Source organism: Streptomyces sp. NPDC031121 (genome assembly GCF_055570615.1).
This window is the reverse complement of the sequence record NZ_JBVIGV010000009.1, coordinates 205,289-219,717: the sequence shown is the minus strand read 5'-3', so window position 1 is coordinate 219,717 and position 14,429 is coordinate 205,289. Positions and strand designations below refer to the sequence as shown.

Genomic DNA, 14,429 nt, shown 5'->3' with positions numbered 1-14,429 from the left:
GTATCTGCCCGCACGGGGCGCGCGGGCCGCACGCGCACCCCCGCAAAGAATCTGACGCTGCATCAGAAAAAGTCTTCCGTGGGCCGCCGCTCTGCGGCATGCTGCCGCCCATGCAGACGGAGCTGAGCAAACAGCTGGGAGTCCCGTACGCCCTCTTCGGCTTCACCCCTTTCCCCGCCGTCGCCGCCGCCCTCACCCGCGCGGGCGGGTTCGGCGTGCTCGGCGCGGTCCGCTACACCTCCCCCGACGACCTGCGGCGCGACCTCGACTGGCTGGACGCCCACACCGGCGGCCGGCCCTACGGCCTCGACATCGTCATGCCCGCCGCCAAGGCCGTCGACGGCATCGGCGAAGCCGAGATCGAGGCGATGATCCCGGCCCGGCACCGCTCCTTCGTCCGCGACACCCTCGCCAAGCACCACGTCCCCGAACTGCCCGACGGCGAGGCCTCCGGCTGGAGGATCACCGGCTGGATGGAGCAGGTCGCCCGCAGCCAGCTCGACGTCGCCTTCGACTACCCCGTCAAACTCCTGGCCAACGCCCTCGGTTCCCCGCCGGCCGACGTCATCGCCCGCGCCCACGACCGCGGCGTCCTCGTCGCCGCGCTCGCCGGCAGCGCCAAGCACGCCCGCCGCCACGCCGACGCCGGCATCGACATCGTCGTCGCCCAGGGGTACGAGGCCGGCGGCCACACCGGCGAGATCGCCACCATGGTCCTCGTCCCCGAGATCGCCGAGGCCGTGGCCCCGCTCCCCGTCCTCGCCGCCGGCGGCATCGGCAGCGGCGAGCAGATCGCCGCCGGCCTCGCCCTCGGCGCCCAGGGCGTCTGGCTCGGCTCCCTCTGGCTCACCACCACCGAGGCCGACCTGCACTCCCGCGCCCTCACCCGCAAGCTCCTCGCCGCCGGCTCCGGCGACACCGTCCGCTCCCGCGCCCTCACCGGCAAGCCGGCCCGCCAGCTGCGCACCGCGTGGACCGACGCCTGGGACGACCCGGACGGACCAGGCGCCCTGCCCATGCCCCTCCAGGGCCTCCTCGTCGCCGAGGCGCTCACCCGCATCCAGAAGTACGAGGTCCAGCCGCTGCTCGGGACTCCCGTCGGGCAGATCGTCGGCCGGATGACCAGCGAGCGCAGCGTCCAGGCCGTCGTCGACGACCTCACCCGCGGCTTCGAGAAGGCCGTCGACCGCATCAACCGGATCGCCGGCCGAGCCTGACAACCGTCGAAAGAGGTGTGTGCAACGTGAGCAGCCCGAGCGACACCACCGGCGGCGGGCCGCGGAGCCGGCCCCAGCCCCCGAACGGCTTCTGGGCCCAGGCCGCGGCCGACCCCGCACGCACCGTGCTGGTCACCCCCGGCGGCGAGGAGTGGACCGCCGGCCGGCTCCACGCGGACGCCAACCGGCTCGTCCACGGCCTGCGCGCCGCCGGCCTCGCCGCCGGTGACGCCTTCGCCGCCGTCCTGCCCAACGGCCCCGAGTTCCTCACCGCCTACCTCGCCGCCTCCCAGGCCGGCTTCTACCTCGTCCCCGTCAACCACCACCTCGTCGGGCCCGAGATCGCCTGGATCATTGCCGACTCCGACGCCAAGGTCCTCCTCGCGCACGAGCGCTGCGCCGAGGCCGCCGCGGCCGCCGCCGACGAGGCCGGCCTGCCCGCGAGCCACCGCTACGCCGTCGGACCGGTGCCCGGCTTCCGCCCGTACGCCGAACTCCTCGACGGCCACCCCTCGGCGCCCCCGGCCGGCCGCACCCTCGGCTGGGTCATGAACTACACCTCCGGCACCACCGGCCGCCCCCGCGGCATCCGCCGCCCGCTGCCGGGCCGGGCCCCGGAGGAGACGTACCTCGGCGGCTTCCTCGGCATCTTCGGGATCCGCCCCTTCGACGGGAACGTGCACCTGGTGTGCTCCCCGCTCTACCACACGGCCGTCCTCCAGTTCGCGGGCGCCTCCCTGCACATCGGGCACCCGCTGGTGCTGATGGACAAGTGGACGCCGCAGGAGATGCTCCGCCTGATCCAGGCCCACCGCTGCACCCACACCCACATGGTCCCCACCCAGTTCCACCGCCTCCTCGCCCTGCCGGAGGAGGTCCGCTCCGCGTACGACGTGAGCTCCATGCGACACGCCGTCCACGGCGCCGCCCCCTGCCCCGACCACGTCAAACGGGCCATGATCGAGTGGTGGGGCCACTGCGTGGAGGAGTACTACGCGGCCAGCGAGGGCGGCGGCGCGTTCGCCACCGCCGAGGACTGGCTGAAGAAGCCGGGCACGGTCGGCAGGGCCTGGCCCATCAGCGAACTCGCCGTCTTCGACGACGACGGCAACCGGCTGCCGCCGGGCCGGCTCGGCACCGTCTACATGAAGATGAGCACCGGCGGGTTCAGCTACCACAAGGACGAGGCCAAGACCCGCGGGAACCGCATCGGCGACTTCTTCACCGTCGGGGACCTCGGCGTGCTCGACGAGGACGGGTTCCTGTTCCTCCGCGACCGCAAGATCGACATGATCATCTCGGGCGGGGTCAACATCTACCCCGCCGAGATCGAGTCCGTCCTGCTGTCCCACCCGGCCGTGGCCGACGCCGCCGCCTTCGGCATCCCGCACGCCGACTGGGGCGAAGAGGTCAAGGCCGTCGTCGAGCCCGCCGACGGACACGAGCCGGGGGAGTCGCTCGTCGCCGACATCCTCGCCCACTGCGCCGGCCGACTGGCGGCCTACAAACGCCCCAGGACCGTCGACTTCATCACGGAAATGCCCCGCGACCCGAACGGCAAGCTGTACAAGCGCCACCTGCGCGCCCCGTACTGGCAGGACCGGGACCGCCAGGTCTGACCGCCGACCAACGGCCGGCCCCTACACGGACTTCCTCGCCGCACCACGCGGCCCGGCCCCCGCGGAGCACCGGACGGACGCCGGCCGCGCCGCGTCGGGCAGTCAGGTGGTTCCTGTTCCTTCGCCACGTTCGCAAGTTCAGGCGGGAAGGGCTGATCGTGGCAGGTTGGGGGCATGAGTTCGGCAGCCGCAAACTTCCCGTTCCCGACTGGACCGTTCTGGTGCCCGTCGCCGAGGTCCGCGCCATGGCGTTCAGCTGGGGGCGGGAGCTGCCGGGCATCGCGGTGGCCCTCGTCGCGTTGTGCCTGGCGGGGGTGCGGAGGAGATACGCGCGAAACGGGCGCGGTGAAGCGGACTTATGGCCGCCCGGAATCGCTCCTCCGTGCTGCTGGTGTTGCTGAAGTCCTGATCCCGGCTTGGCTATTTCCCGGGCCTCGACGAGGTTCCGGCTGTGGTCGTTGCCTGTGTGCGTGTGGCGGCGGGTTTGCCGGAGGACGTCGGGCCTGCGGCGGAGGAGCGGACGGCGAAGCGCTATCGCTCGTGGATCCGGGAGTACCCGGGCTTTCTGCACGACCCGGCCCGGGCCCGTGGGATTGCCGCTGCCGCGATGGAGGAGGCGGCGCCGGTCCGTGCCTCGGTGGTGGACCTGATGAATGTCGCGCTGGGAAGAGCTTGTCCGCGCGGGCTCGGAATTGCCGGGGTTTTCCACGCTGGACCGGATGGCGGGCTCCATCAAGACGCGGGGGAGGGCAAAATCTGTGCCGGGATCGCCGAGCGAGTGGGCTCGGCTCGGCCTCGCCTGGCCGGGCTGCTGGTGGTGCCGGACGGTGAGCGTCGCAGTCCGTTCGACGTGATGAAAGAGCCGGGGCGATGGGCGACGTGGTCCAGGTATCGGCGGCACGGCGACCGTGTCGACCTCGTCGATGGTTTCGGCGATGCGGCGAGGTGGGTCGAGTTCGGCGACTACACCACCGAAGGACTCCACATACCCCCACCCGCCTACAACCCGGCCCTCCACGCCACCACCGAGCGGCCGTGACGTTGTTCGACGGTTCCCGAAAGCGGCGGGGCAAAGGGCTTTCCGCGAGCCCGTAGAATCGGTGCGTGGCATTCATGAGCACCCCGCACTGCTGCTTTCTGTGATCAGGAGGCGTTGAGGGCGATGCCGGACGGCGTCGCCCTCCTTGGTGTGCCTGCTGCGTGAACCGGTTTCCTAGCGCTGCCCGTACCGAGGCGGCTGGACGCGGGGGCTCGTTTCTTCCTGAAGCGGCAACTTCCTGAACGCGCGTGCAGGCACGCTCCCTTCCCTTCACCGTTGCCAGGAGTGCCTTGTGCCTGCGTTGCTTCCCCCTGCCCTCGAACCGTTCCTCGACCTGTTGCGCTGCCCGACGTGCCGCGCTCGCATCCACTTCGGCCATGGCGCTCTGCGCTGCACGGCGGGCCACACCTTCGATATCGCCCGCCACGGCTATGTCAGCCTCCTGACAGGCACCCGCGCCATCAGCGGAGACGACGCGGCCATGGTCCGTGCCCGGGACCGATTCCTGCACACCGGCAGGTACGCGCCCATCCGCCAGGCTGTGGCTCAGCTGGCCGCCGACGCCGTACCTGACCGGGGCACAGTCGTGGACGTCGGTTGCGGTACGGGGTACTACCTGGCCGGCGTACTCGACCAGGTGTCCGGCGCCCGCGGTCTGGGCCTCGACACCTCGGTGCACGCGCTGCGCTCGTCAGCCCGAGCCCATCAGCGAGCCGCCTCGGCGAGCTGGGACGTCTTCCGGCCCTTCCCCCTGGCGGACCGGGTGGCTGACGTCGTGCTGGACGTGTTCGCCCCGCGCAACCCATCCGAGTTCCACCGGGTACTGCGCCCGACCGGCCGGTTGATCGTGGTACGTCCTGCCCAGCAGCACCTGGCCGAGCTACGCGGTCAGGTGCCCGCGATGGTCACGATCGATCCGGCCAAGGAACAGCGCCTGCACAGGGCACTGGATCCTTTCTTCGAGGCCGCCGAGACGCAGAGGGTCGAGTACGTCGCGTCCTTGGCCAGGCAAGAGGTTCTCGACCTGGTGGGAATGACGCCGAGCGCACGCCACCTGAACCGCATAGACCTTTACGGTGACGGCCTCCTGCCCGACCAGGCCACCGTCTCCGTGCTGGCCACCACCTACCGGCCTCGGTGACCACGACATCAGCCGCCTTGGTACAGCGCTCTGGTCAGGTTCCGGTTGGCCGCCCGCTCGGCTGGTGATGTCAAGGCAGTTCAGGCCGGTGAGTTCGGAGACACGCAGAACAGTGCGACGGTGACCTGGGAGCCAGTCATCACTCTGCGTACTCACCGGCCGAGGCATTTACTCCTCACATCAGCCCAGGCGGGTGCGGTGCTCCTGCCGTGCACCATGCGGAGGTTGTCGCACACCGGGCGGGTGAGCCGTTCGGCTCCCTCGTCCTCGCCGTCTCCGTCACCGTCATCGAAGTGGCCCTCGTCGTCACCCTGATGGCCGACGGGGGCGACAAGTCCGCCTCCCTCGCCCGGGAAACCGTGTTCGCCGCCATCGTGATCACCTGCAACGGCATCGCCGGCCTGTCCCTGCTCGTCGGCGCGCTCCGCAATCGCGTCGCCGTCTTCAACGCGGAGGGCTCGGGCGCCGCCATCACCACCGTCGCCTCCCTCGCCCTACTCGTCCTGCTCCCCGAGACGCTCGCCGCGGTGCGGGCCGCCCGCCGCGACCGCGTCCAGACCAGCCTCAACCTCGCGTACGGCTCCGCCCTCGCCAGCATCGGCCTGACCATCCCGGCGATCGCACGGGCCTCGCTGTGGCTTCCGGGGCTGCTGCTCCTCGGCCTCGGCCCCGTCCACATGGTGCTGCTCGCCCTGACGGTGGCCGTCAGCGCCCTCACCATCGCGCCGGGCCGGGCGACGCTCCTCCAGGGCGGCGTCCATCTGGTCCTCCTGGCCGCCTACCTCTTCCTCGCCGTCAGCCCCTGACCGCCGATCCACGCTGGATCGCGGCGGTCACCGCCATCGTGGTCCCCTCCGCGGGGACGTGTCGGAGGCGGAGCTGCTCGCCGGGGCGTCAGTCGATCGGCCGGCCCGTGTGGCCGAGGCGGCGGCGGGTGAGGTGCTCGTGGGCCAACCGGCCCACCAGGCCGCCGCCGAAGACGACGAACCCGACGCCGACGAGCCACGACTGGACGACCAGCAGCGTGCCGAACGGCCCGTACGTGACGGCGTTGGAGGCGATCAGCGGGGAGAACACCAGCTGGGAGAAGATCCGCAGCCCGAGCAGCCCGAGGCTGGTCGCCACCGCTCCGGGCAGGAGGGCCCGCCAGCGGACCCGCCCGCCCAGCAGGAGCCGCTGGGACCCCCAGAAGAACAGGCAGGTTCCTGCGAGGTCCCCCGCGGTGGCGAGGGCGGCGGTGGCGCCGTCCTGTGCGGTGGGCATCCCCACGAGCACGGCGAGGTAGCCGACCAGCAGGGCCAGCCACACGACGTGCCGCCACATGGTGTGCCAGCGGGCCGTCGGCAGGTCCCACACCTTCTCGTAGCCCCGTTGCACGGCCCACCCGAACGTCAGCCCGAACACCGCGAGGGCCGCGAGGCCGAACGCGGTCGTCCGCTCCAGTGCCAGGTCGGCCGCACCGAACAGCATCTCCACGCGGGCCCGCGAGGACACGCTCACCCCGAGGGCCTGCCCGAGCCAGCGCCCGAAGCCGGAGCCGGAGCCGGGCGCGGCCGCCGCCACCACGACCAGCAGCGGCACCAGGGTCAGGAACCCCAGGGCGGCGAAGCCCATGGCCCGGTGCATCAGCTCCATCTCCCGGCCCCGACTCCAGGCCAGCCCGGCGTACGAGGCCATGAGCCGGTCGTGGAGCCGTCGGAGCTTGGGGATCACGCCTCATGGACTACCCGGGCCGGCCCGGGGGCTCCCGGACGCCCGGCCGAAGTAGGGCCGAACGGGTGCTGCTGCCCGCGCTCAGCTCCTGCCGGACCGGGCCACACCGGACCGGGGGCCACACCGGGCCGGGTGCCACACCGGGCCGGGCCGGTCCGGCCGTCACCGGTCGCCGCGCAGGTCCGCCACCCGCCTGATCTTCCCCACCGACCGCTCCAGCGTCTCCGGGTCGACGACCTCCACCTCCACCGTCACCCCGATGCCCTCCTTGACCGCCCGGACGACGGCGGCCGCCGACTCCTCCCGCAGGCGGGCGTCCGCCTCCCGGCGCGCCTCCACGCGCACCGTCAGCACGTCCAGCCGGCCTTCCCGGGTCAGCCGCAGCTGGAAGTGCGGGGCCAGTGCCGGTTTCCGCAGCAGGACCTCCTCGATCTGTGTCGGGTACAGGTTCACCCCGCGCAGGATGATCATGTCGTCGCTCCGGCCGGTCACCCGCTCCATACGCCGGAACGCCGGCCTGGCCGTGCCCGGCAGCAGCCGGGTCAGGTCGCGCGTGCGGTAGCGGATGACCGGCATGGCCTCCTTCGTCAGCGACGTGAACACCAGCTCCCCGGGCTCACCCTCCGGCAGCGGTTCTCCCGTCAGCGGGTCCACCACCTCCGGATAGAAATGGTCCTCCCACACGTGCAGGCCGTCCTTCGTCTCGGCGAACTCCTGCGCCACGCCCGGGCCGATCACCTCGGACAGGCCGTAGATGTCGACGGCGTCGATGCCCAGCCGGTCCTCGATCTCGCGCCGCATCGCCTCCGTCCACGGCTCCGCCCCGAAGATGCCCGTCCGCAGCGAGGTGGACCGCGGGTCTATGCCCTGCCGCTCCATCTCGTCGATCAGCGTCAGCATGTAGGAGGGGGTCACCATGACGACCTCCGGCCGGAAGTCCTGGATGAGGCGGACCTGGCGGTCCGTCATCCCGCCCGACGCGGGCACCACGGTGCACCCCAGCCGCTCCGCACCGCAGTGCGCCCCCAGCCCGCCGGTGAACAGCCCGTACCCGTACGCGACGTGCACGATCTGGCCGGGGCGGCCGCCGGCCGCGCGTATCGAGCGGGCCACGACATCCGCCCAGGTGGACAGGTCCCGCTCGGTGTACCCGACCACCGTCGGCCGGCCCGTCGTGCCGCTGGAGGCGTGGATCCGGCGCACGTCGGCCCGCGGCACCGCGAACATCCCGAACGGGTACTGGTCGCGCAGGTCCGCCTTCGTGGTGAACGGGAAGCGCGCCAGGTCCGCCAGGGAGCGGCAGTCGTCCGGATGCACGCCCGCCTTGTCGAAGGCCTGCCGGTAGAACGGCACCCGCTCGTACGCCCGGGCCAGCGTGGCCCGCAGCCGGTCCAGCTGGAGTGCGGCCAGCTCCGCCGCGCCGAGCCGCTCGCCCGCGTCCCGCAGATCCCCGTGCACCGTCATTGCCCTCACCCCGTCATGAGCCGTGGAACCGACCGATCATTCGGTAGATTGCCCCACTCCGGCGACCGAAGGCAATGACTCGAACGAGTGATCGCATTGCGGGGGACGGCGTCGCAAGCCGGCAGTCCTGTGCCGGCGACGACCGCGCGGAACGGCCGGAATCAGCGGCAGGCCGGCCCCGCCCCGGAGGGCGGCGTCACTCCGCCTCGGCCGCACTCCCTGCCTCGTCGGCCCGCGCGTCCGATCCCGCCGCGCCGGCCGCCCCGGCGGCCACGGCCTTCGCCCACCGGTAGTCCGCCTTCCCGCTCGGCGACCGCTGCACCTGCGGCGCGATGACCAGCCGCCGCGGGATCTTGTACCCCGCCAGCCTGGTCCGGCAGTGCGCCTGGACCTCCTCCAGGGTCGGCGCGGGCGCGCCCTCGCGCAGCTGCACCACCGCCGCGACCCGGCTCCCCCACCGGGGGTCGGGCACCCCGGCGACCAGGGCGTCGTACACCCCCGGGTGCGCCTTCAGCGCCTGCTCGACCTCCTCCGGGTACACCTTCTCGCCGCCCGTGTTGATGCACTGCGAGCCCCGCCCCAGCACGGTGACGACGCCGTCCCCGTCCACCGTCGCCATGTCGCCCAGCAGCACCCACCGCTCGCCGTCCTTCACGAAGAACGTCTCCGCCGTCTTCGCCGGGTCGTTGTAGTAGCCGAGCGGAACGTGCCCGCGCTGCGCGAGCCGCCCCGGCACCCCGGCCGGCACCGGCTCGCGGGTCACCGGGTCCACCACCCGCGTGCGGTCGTTGACCACCAGCCGGAAGCCGCGCTCGGGCCCGGCGTCGTCGGCCGCCCTCCCGTTGGAACCGGATTCCGACGAGCCGAAGTTGTTCAGCAGCAGCACGTGCGGGGCAAGCCTCCGGAAGGCCGCCGCCACCGAGTCCGACAGGACCGCCCCGGACGACGAGACGCTGAACAGGGCGGACAGGTCCGTCCCCCGCAGCGGCCCCTCCAGGGCGTCCACCAGCGGCCGCAGCATCGCGTCGCCGACCAGCGACACGCTCGACACCCGCTCCTTCTCGATCGTGCGCAGCACCTCCTCGGGCACGTACTTGCGGTGCAGGACCACCCGCTGCCCGTAGTCGAACGCGATGAACGACGTGAGCGTGGACGTGCCGTGCATCAGCGGCGGGGCCGGGAAGAAGGCCAGCCCGGCCCCGCGCGCAGCCGCCCGCTCGGCCAGTTCCCCGGGCCGCTTCACCGGCTCGCCCGACGGATCGCCGCCGAACAGGCCCGCGAAGAACAGGTCCTCCGCCCGCCACATGACGCCCTTGGGCAGCCCGGTCGTGCCGCCCGTGTAGATGATGAACAGGTCGTCGGGGGAGCGCGGTGCGAACCCGCGCGCCGGCGAGCCCGCCGCCTCGGCGTCCCCGTACGCCACCGGCGCGATCACCGGCCCGGGCGCCCCCTCGGGCGCCGCGCCGACGCGCAGCAGGTGCCGCAGCCGCGGCGTGTGCGGCAGCGCCGCCGCGACCCGCCCGGTGAACTCGCCGTCGAAGACGAGCGCGGCGAGGTCGGCGTCGTTGTAGAGGTAGACCAGTTCCTCCTCGACGTACCGGTAGTTGACGTTCACCGGTACCAGACGGGCCTTGAGGCAGGCGAGCACGGTCTGGAGGTACTCGACCCCGTTGTACAGGTGCAGGCCCACGTGCTCGCCGGGCCGCAGGCCGCTCCCGAGCAGGTGGTGGGCGATGCGGTTCGCCGCCGCGTCCAGCTGCGCGTACGTGAGGCGGCGCTCGGCACCGGTCCCCGGGTGGTCCACGTACAGCAGGGCCTCGCGCTCGGGGACCGCGTCCGCGACCGATTCGAACAGGTCGGCAAGGTTGTACTCCACCGTTCCTCCCTCACCCCGGGACTGGCCCGCACGACGAGCGGCCCGCGGGACCGCCGGGCGGTCATTACAGCGCCGCGCACCCCAACTGGGAAGGGAGCCGCCCAACAAAACTGACTGAGTGTCAGAAAACTATTGAACTGCCCCCGCCCCTCCTGCACCCTGTTCTGGGTCCGGAGACGGGAGGACGGCAATGGGTGGGACGGAACACCTGACCGTGCAGCGGCACGGAGCCACACTGGTGCTCACCATGAACAGGCCCGAGGCGAAGAACGCGCTCTCGCTGCCCCTGCTGGTCGGCCTCTACGACGGCTGGCTCGAAGCGGACGCCGACGACGCCATCCGCTCCGTCGTCCTGACCGGCGCGGGCGGCGACTTCTGCGCCGGCATGGACCTCAAGGCGCTCGCCGGGCGCGGCATGGGCGGCGAGGCCTACCGCGACCGCCTCAAGGAGGACCCCGACCTGCACTGGAAGGCGATGCTCCGCCACCACCGGCCCCGCAAGCCGGTCATCGCCGCCGTCGAGGGGTACTGCGTCGCCGGCGGCACCGAGATCCTCCAGGGCACCGACATCCGCGTCGCCGCCGAAGGAGCCGTCTTCGGACTGTTCGAGGTCAGGCGCGGCCTCTTCCCGATCGGCGGCTCCACCGTCCGCCTGCCCCGCCAGATCCCGCGCACCCATGCCCTGGAGATGCTGCTGACCGGCCGCCCCTACTCCGCCGAGGAGGCCGCGCGGATCGGCCTCGTCGGCCGCGTCGTACCGGACGGGAGGGCCCTGGAGGCCGCCCTGGAGACCGCCGAGCTGATCAACGCCTGCGGTCCCCTCGCCGTCGAGGCCGTCAAGGCGTCCGTCTACGAGACCGCCGGCCTCACCGAGGCCGAGGGCCTCGCCGCCGAACTCGTCCGCGGACAGCCGGTCTTCGGCACCGCCGACGCCAAGGAGGGCGCCCGCGCCTTCGCCGAGAAGCGGCCCCCGGTCTACCGCCGCGCATAGCCCCCCGCCCTCCCGCACCCCTCCTCCCTCCCGCCGGGCCCGCACGCCCCCGGAGAATCCGGAGACCCCCATGACAGCCGCGCCCCCGCCCGAGGCGCTCCGCGCGCCCCTCGTCGTCGAGTTCCCCTTCACCCGCTCCCTCGGACCGGTCCAGAGCGCCTTCCTGACCGGGCTCCGCGAACGCGTCGTCCTCGGCGCGAGGACCCCCGGCGGCACGGTCCTCGTCCCGCCCGCCGAGTACGACCCGGCCACCGCAGAGGAGCTTCGCGACCTCGTCGAGGTCGCCCCCTCCGGCACCGTCACCACCTGGGCCTGGAACGACCGACCCCGCCCCCGCCAGCCCCTCGCCACCCCCTTCGCCTGGGTCCTCGTCCGCCTCGACGGCGCCGGCACCGCCCTCCTGCACGCCCTCGACGCACCCGGACCCGAGGCCGTCCGCACCGGCATGCGCGTCCGCATCCGCTGGGCCGCCGAACGCACCGGCGCCATCACCGACATCGCCTGCTTCGAACCCGAGGGACCCGACGACACGGACCCGCCCCGCCACCCGCCCGCCCCGGCCCCGCACGCGGGCCGCTTCCCCGACCCGGTCACCCGCATCGTCACCGAGGCGCGCCTCGACTACACCCACACCCCCGGCCGCGCGCAGAGCGCCCACCTCGCCGCCCTCCGCGAGCGGCGCACCATCGGCGAGCGGTGCCCCTCCTGCCGGAAGGTGTACGTCCCCCCGCGCGGCGCCTGCCCCACCTGCGGCGTCGCCACCACCGACCGCGTCGAGGTCGGTCCGGCCGGCACCGTCACCACCTTCTGCATCGTCAACATCAAGGCCCGCAACCTCGACATCGACGTGCCCTACGTCTACGCCCACATCGCCCTCGACGGCGCCGACCTCGCCCTGCACGGCCGGATCGGCGGCATCCCCTACGACCAGGTCCGCATGGGCCTGCGCGTCGAACCGGTGTGGACCCCCGACGGCCGCCACCCCGACCACTACCGCCCCACCGGCGAACCGGACGCCGACTACGACACCTACAAGGACCTCGTCTGATGGCCCGCCACGAACGCGACATCGCCGTCGTGGCGTTCGCCCAGAGCGACCACCGGCGCCGCACCGACGACCTCAGCGAACTCGAGATGCTCCTGCCCGTCCTCGAAGAGGTCCGCGAGCGGACCGGCCTGCGGGCCCGCGACATCGGCTTCACCTGCTCCGGATCGAGCGACTACCTCGCCGGCCGCCCCTTCTCCTTCACCATGACCCTCGACGGTGTCGGCGCCTGGCCCCCCGTCTCCGAATCCCACGTCGAAACGGACGGCGCCTGGGCCCTGTACGAGGCCTGGGTCAAGCTGCGCACCGGGCAGGCCGACACCGCGCTCGTCTACGCGTACGGCAAGTCCTCGCCCGGCTCCCCGCGCGACGTCCTGACCCGGCAGCTCGACCCCTACTACCTCGCCCCCCTGTGGCCCGACTCCGTCGCCCTCGCCGCCCTCCAGGCACAGGCCCTGATCGACGCCGGGGACACCGACGAGAAGGCGCTCGCCGCGATCGCCGCCCGCAGCCGCGCCGCCGCCGCGGCCAACCCGCACGCCCAGCTCGCCGGCGCCGTCCCGCACGGCGGCCACCAGGTCCGGCCGCTGCGCACCGGCGACTGCCCGCCCGTCGGCGACGGCGCCGCCGCCGTGGTCCTCGCCGCCGGCGACACCGCGCGCCGCCTGTGCGGGCGGCCCGCCTGGATCACCGGCATCGACCACCGCATCGAGGCCCACAGCCTCGGCGTGCGCGACCTCACCGACTCCCCGTCCACCCGCCTCGCCGCCCAGCGCGCCGGCCTCTTCACCGCGCCCGTCGACACCGCCGAGCTGCACGCCCCGTTCACCTCCCAGGAGGTCGTCCTGCGCAAGGCGCTGCGCCTCGGCCCGTCCACCGCCGTCAACCCCTCCGGCGGGGCCCTCGCCGCGAACCCCCTCATGGCCGCCGGCCTGATCCGCATCGGCGAGGCCGCCGCCCGCATCCACCGCGGCGCCTCCGACCGGGCCGTCGCCCACGCCACCTCCGGCCCCTGCCTCCAGCAGAACCTGGTCGCCGTCCTGGAAGGGGACCGAGCATGAGCAAGGAGCCCGTGGCCGTCATCGGCATCGGCCAGACCAAGCACGCGGCCGCCCGCCAGGACGTCTCCCTCGCCGGACTCGTCCGCGAGGCCGCCTCCCGCGCCCTCGCCGACGCCGAGCTGGCCTGGCAGGACATCGACGCCGTCGTCATCGGCAAGGCCCCCGACTTCTTCGAGGGCGTCATGATGCCCGAGCTGTACCTGGCCGACGCCCTCGGCGCCGTCGGCAAGCCGATGCTGCGCGTCCACACCGCCGGCTCCGTCGGCGGCTCGACCGCGCTCGTCGCCGCCGACCTCGTCGCCGCCCGGGTGCACCGCACCGTGCTCGCCCTCGCCTTCGAAAAGCAGTCCGAGTCCAACGCCATGTGGGGGCTGTCGCTGCCCGTCCCCTTCCAGCAGCCGCTGCTCGCCGGGGCCGGCGGGTTCTTCGCCCCGCACGTGCGCGCGTACATGCGGCGCACCGGCGCCCCCGCCGCCGTCGGCTCGCTCGTCGCGTACAAGGACCGCCGCAACGCCCTGAAGAACCCCTGCGCGCACCTCCACGAGCACGGCATCACCCTGGAGCAGGTCCAGGCCTCGCCGATGCTGTGGGACCCCGTCCGCTACTCCGAGACGTGCCCCTCCTCCGACGGAGCCTGCGCGATGGTCCTCACCGACCGGCCCGGCGCCGCCCGCGCCCCCCGCCCGCCCGCCTGGGTGCACGGCGGGGCCATGCGCAGCGAGCCGACGCTCTTCGCCGGCAAGGACTTCGTCTCCCCGCGGGCCGGGAAGGACTGCGCGGCCGACGTCTACCGGCAGGCCGGCATCACCGACCCGCGCCGCGAGATCGACGTGGCCGAGCTGTACGTGCCGTTCTCCTGGTACGAGCCGATGTGGCTGGAGAACCTGGGCTTCGCCCAAGAGGGCGAGGGCTGGAAGCTCACCGAGGCCGGCGCGACCGAGCTCGACGGGGACCTGCCCGTGAACCCGTCCGGCGGCGTCCTGTCCTCCAACCCGATCGGCGCCTCGGGCATGATCCGCTTCGCGGAGGCGGCGCTCCAGGTCCGCGGCCAGGCCGGTGATCACCAGGTCCCCGGAGCCCGCCGCGCGCTCGGCCACGCCTACGGGGGCGGCGCGCAGTTCTTCTCCATGTGGCTGGTGGGGTCCGGGCTACCGGCCTCCTGAGCCCGGGCAGACCGGGAGGCGTACGCACACCCCCGGCCGCGGGTGACGCCGCGCGGCCCGCGCGACACGCCGCGCGACGCCTGACCCGCCCCGCCACCCC

11 protein-coding genes and 1 pseudogene are annotated in these 14,429 nt (G+C 73.2%); 9 read left to right on the top strand and 3 right to left on the bottom strand.

All coding sequences use genetic code 11. From position 1 onward, the window contains the following. Positions 1-110: 110 nt before the first annotated feature. From ACZ462_RS18800 to ACZ462_RS18780, 5 genes and pseudogenes are all read left to right on the top strand, one after another. Complete coding sequence (locus ACZ462_RS18800; RefSeq protein ID WP_467804327.1) at positions 111-1,217, top strand: nitronate monooxygenase; 1,107 nt, start codon at positions 111-113, stop codon at positions 1,215-1,217. Positions 1,218-1,243: 26 nt separating this feature from the next. Continuing rightward, positions 1,244-2,836, top strand: a complete 1,593-nt coding sequence (locus ACZ462_RS18795) for an acyl-CoA synthetase (RefSeq protein WP_467804328.1) — start codon at positions 1,244-1,246, stop codon at positions 2,834-2,836. Between the two features lie 484 nt (positions 2,837-3,320). Beyond that, on the top strand, positions 3,321-3,875 hold the full coding sequence (locus tag ACZ462_RS18790) for a hypothetical protein (RefSeq protein ID WP_467804329.1): 555 nt from the start codon (positions 3,321-3,323) through the stop codon (positions 3,873-3,875). A gap of 292 nt (positions 3,876-4,167) precedes the next feature. Beyond that, the gene (locus ACZ462_RS18785; RefSeq protein ID WP_467804330.1) at positions 4,168-5,016 is read left to right on the top strand and encodes a putative RNA methyltransferase; all 849 of its coding nucleotides are present in this window, start codon (positions 4,168-4,170) and stop codon (positions 5,014-5,016) included. Positions 5,017-5,187: 171 nt separating this feature from the next. Next, positions 5,188-5,822, top strand: a pseudogene (locus ACZ462_RS18780) (calcium:cation antiporter); the annotation flags it as partial. Positions 5,823-5,910: 88 nt separating this feature from the next. Here ACZ462_RS18780 and ACZ462_RS18775 read toward each other — a convergent pair. From ACZ462_RS18775 to ACZ462_RS18765, 3 genes are all read right to left on the bottom strand, one after another. Next, entirely contained in the window at positions 5,911-6,693 is a 783-nt protein-coding gene (locus ACZ462_RS18775; RefSeq protein WP_467804404.1) for a YhjD/YihY/BrkB family envelope integrity protein, read from the bottom strand. Positions 6,694-6,891: 198 nt separating this feature from the next. Continuing rightward, positions 6,892-8,193, bottom strand: a complete 1,302-nt coding sequence (gene paaK, locus ACZ462_RS18770; protein ID WP_467804331.1) for a phenylacetate--CoA ligase PaaK — start codon at positions 8,191-8,193, stop codon at positions 6,892-6,894. A 196-nt stretch (positions 8,194-8,389) separates the two neighbouring features. Further along, a complete protein-coding gene (locus ACZ462_RS18765) occupies positions 8,390-10,069 on the bottom strand; it encodes an acyl-CoA synthetase (protein ID WP_467804332.1) in 1,680 nt (559 codons plus the stop codon). Between the two features lie 190 nt (positions 10,070-10,259). Here ACZ462_RS18765 and ACZ462_RS18760 point away from each other — a divergent pair, with 190 nt between their 5' ends. The 4 genes from ACZ462_RS18760 to ACZ462_RS18745 all read left to right on the top strand — a co-directional run bounded on the left by ACZ462_RS18760 (position 10,260) and on the right by ACZ462_RS18745 (position 14,329). Beyond that, positions 10,260-11,060, top strand: a complete 801-nt coding sequence (locus ACZ462_RS18760; protein WP_467804333.1) for a crotonase/enoyl-CoA hydratase family protein — start codon at positions 10,260-10,262, stop codon at positions 11,058-11,060. Positions 11,061-11,130: 70 nt separating this feature from the next. Beyond that, complete coding sequence (locus tag ACZ462_RS18755) at positions 11,131-12,108, top strand: Zn-ribbon domain-containing OB-fold protein (RefSeq protein ID WP_467804335.1); 978 nt, start codon at positions 11,131-11,133, stop codon at positions 12,106-12,108. Then, positions 12,108-13,166, top strand: a complete 1,059-nt coding sequence (locus ACZ462_RS18750; protein ID WP_467804336.1) for a thiolase domain-containing protein — start codon at positions 12,108-12,110, stop codon at positions 13,164-13,166. The genes ACZ462_RS18755 and ACZ462_RS18750 overlap by 1 nt, the downstream gene beginning before the upstream one ends. Then, on the top strand, positions 13,163-14,329 hold the full coding sequence (locus ACZ462_RS18745; protein ID WP_467804338.1) for a thiolase domain-containing protein: 1,167 nt from the start codon (positions 13,163-13,165) through the stop codon (positions 14,327-14,329). The genes ACZ462_RS18750 and ACZ462_RS18745 overlap by 4 nt, the downstream gene beginning before the upstream one ends. The last annotated feature ends 100 nt before the right edge of the window (positions 14,330-14,429 follow it).